Raw genomic sequence first — 3,065 nt, 5'->3', positions numbered from 1 at the left:
AGGATACAGCCTTCACATCTTCATTATATAAAATGCCATTAACAACGTCGTGTGCACCATGCACAATATTTWATACGCCATCTGGAAGACCAGCCTCTTTAAACAGTTCAGCTAAACGATTAACCAACAACGGTGTTCTTTCAGATGGTTTTAATACAAATGTGTTTCCACATGCAATTGCGAGTGGGAACATCCAGCATGGAACCATCATCGGAAAATTAAACGGTGTTATTCCCCCGATTACTCCAATCGGGTAACGATACATTCCCGATTCAACACCAGTGGCAATATCCGGAAGCTGCTGTCCCATCATTAAAGTGGGTGCACCTGCGGCAAATTCAACACATTCAATCCCGCGCAAGACTTCACCGTAAGCTTCTTCATAACTTTTTCCGTTTTCCAGGGTAACGAGTCTAGCTAACTCCTCCCAGTTATCAACTAATAGTTGTTGATAGCGAAATAGAATACGAGCACGTCGAGGAACTGCGACCTTTCTCCATGTTTTGAATGCTTCTTTAGCAGTTGTAACAGCTCTATCTAAATCTTTTCTAGTCGAAAGCGGTACACGAGCAATGACCTCTCCTGTTGCTGGATTTGGTACTTCTTCAACCTGTTTACTTGTGGATTCTATCCATTGTCCGCCAATATAATTTTTCAACGTTAGTACATTTTTCGTTACTGCCATGGTGAAACCTCCTATTTTTAGATAACCGTCCTATGTATTTATTGAATCTGCAAAAGAAAGCGCATTCATATGACGGTATGTAAACTTATATGCATAAATTTCACTACATTTCGTCAACATCTAGTATAAATATTGACAACAGGAGAAGTCATCTGCTTAGCATTTGCCCCCTCCCCATTTCACATTRTTTCAGAATGATCTCATGGTTCATTTTATAATTCTTTATCAAAAATACTGGACAATCCCATTCACAGACAAGGTCCTTAGCCAAGGAAACGACCCAGTCCTTTGTAATATGATACTTTTTTCCATCAACAGTAATAAACACTTCACCGTCAGTCACATAGAAAACTTCCTGTTCTTCTAGATGCCACGTTCCTTTATCCGGTTCGCCTACCCATAGTTCCCACGTGTCAACACCTAGCTGTTGTGCTTCTTCTGCTGTAAGCTTTTTCGCAAAAAACATGATGATCCTCTCTCTTTCTTATAGGTAATTTTGAAGGAATAGGTTCTATAAACGTACTGTCTTAACATTTGTTTCTTTTAAACGTTTGAACTCTTTTTTCATAAAGTATATGGCAATGAGAACGCCTGGAATTTCTGCAGCAGGWCCTGCGTACCATATACCTTCTACACCCCAGAATTTCGGGAAAATAAATAGAAACGGGAACATGAACAACAGCATTTTGCTAACACTAATAAACGTTGCGGACCAGTTTCTCTCTTGTGCTTCGAAATAACCGGAGATAAGCAAGCTGACTGCATTAAGCGTAAACAAAGAATTGAATACAACTGTCGTCCAAATGCCCAGTTTCTGCAATTCAGGATTACCCACGGAAAAAAATGACACAATTGGATCTGCAAAAATGATTAGTATGGCTGTCACAATCACAAAGAAGGCAACCGTAAAAATGAGTCCCATCTTAATTGCTTGTTTAACACGATCAAGGTTGCCTGCACCGTAATTATAACTAATGATCGGTTGAAGTCCTGTCATCCCACCGAGCGCTGCTAAGGCGARCATATTTGTAATGTAACCGTTTTGAATCGTGAAAGCGGCAACGTGCAGCCCACCACCGTAGCTTTGCAGCATGTTGTTGAAGAAAATAATGGCAAAAAACATCATGAACAGACTCGAGAAAGATGCAAAGCCCGTCCAAGCCACTTCACCGATCGTCTTGAGATTAATCATCATATCTTTCATTTTTGGCTTAAGTTTTGTTTTACCAAACCAGAAATAAAAGATCAGGAAAACAGGGATCGATTGCGAAATCGTATTGGCCCATGAGGAACCCATCATCCCCATGTCATACTTCGTTACCATAATCCATTCTGTAATCCCACCAACAACTGCTGCGACTAACCAACTGTTCATTGATAATACAGGTTTTTCATCGATATTTGTTAAAACACTTAATACAACGGCCAATATCGTTAATGGCAATGAAATCCAGAGCAGTCGGCTATATTGCACCGCATATGGAAGCGCTTCATCACTTGCTCCGAATAAGGTCATAATTTGATTTTCAAAGACCACTCCAATTACAGCGAGCAAAATGGAGAGGAAAAGAGTAAACCATAAGGTTTGTCCCATAATACCTCTAGCTTCTTCGATTTTCCCTTTTCCAAGTCGAAGTGAAATGACCGCTCCGGCTCCCACACCCAAAAGTACGCCAAGCATACGGGTAATAACCATGACCGTAAATCCAATTCCAATCCCTTCGACTTCCAGCTCCTGAAAGCCACTGACGAAATAGCCATCGACAACCGCTGCAACTCCTAGAATCGCGTTAGCCATAATTCCTGCCAAAGCAAATCGTAAATATAGTAACGGAATACTTTTGGTTCCCAGCACTGAATCATACGCTGGCTTATTCATTACTTCTACTTGCTCTATCTTCGATGACGGACGGTTGTCTGCTATTTTCATGAGCATATCCCCCTATAAATAATTGATGTAGTAAGTTAAGCTCAATTAATTCGCATACCAACCTACAGGCTTGGCATGCTGGTGGATATTGATTTGCTTCGTTTCCATAAAGTGCTCCAGCCCAACAGCACCTAAAGCTCTGCCTATTCCACTTTGTTTATATCCTCCCCAAGGACCTTCAACATAAGCGAGATGATAACTATTAATCCAAGTAATTCCCGCACGCAGTTTACTAATGACACGTTTTGCTCGATCCATATCTTCAGTAAATACAGCACCAGCTAATCCATAAATGGAATCATTCGCTTTTTGGATGGCATCATCCTCATCTGTAAATTTCTGTACAACAAGGACTGGACCAAAAATCTCTTCCTTAACAATACGCATATTCGCATTTACATCAGCAAAGATCGTTGGCGCAATAAAAAATCCTCGATCAAGCCCATTTTC

The 3,065-nt window shown here is 40.6% G+C and carries 4 protein-coding genes; all 4 read right to left on the bottom strand.

The window, feature by feature from the left end; all coding sequences use genetic code 11:
* A partial coding sequence (locus tag AC1DUW_RS24620) for an aldehyde dehydrogenase family protein (RefSeq protein ID WP_477643702.1) occupies positions 1–685 on the bottom strand: 685 nt, incomplete at its 3' end.
* A 148-nt stretch (positions 686–833) separates the two neighbouring features.
* Positions 834–1,151, bottom strand: a complete 318-nt coding sequence (locus AC1DUW_RS24615; protein ID WP_477643701.1) for a cupin domain-containing protein — start codon at positions 1,149–1,151, stop codon at positions 834–836.
* A gap of 45 nt (positions 1,152–1,196) precedes the next feature.
* A complete protein-coding gene (locus tag AC1DUW_RS24610; RefSeq protein ID WP_477643700.1) occupies positions 1,197–2,615 on the bottom strand; it encodes an MATE family efflux transporter in 1,419 nt (472 codons plus the stop codon).
* Positions 2,616–2,660: 45 nt separating this feature from the next.
* The coding region (locus tag AC1DUW_RS24605; RefSeq protein WP_477643699.1) for an aldehyde dehydrogenase family protein at positions 2,661–3,065 on the bottom strand (405 nt) is incomplete at its 5' end.

This window comes from Peribacillus sp. P4_C12 (assembly GCF_056402095.1).
The sequence above is the reverse complement of the archived record's forward strand: the minus strand, read 5'-3'. Positions and strand labels throughout refer to the sequence as shown.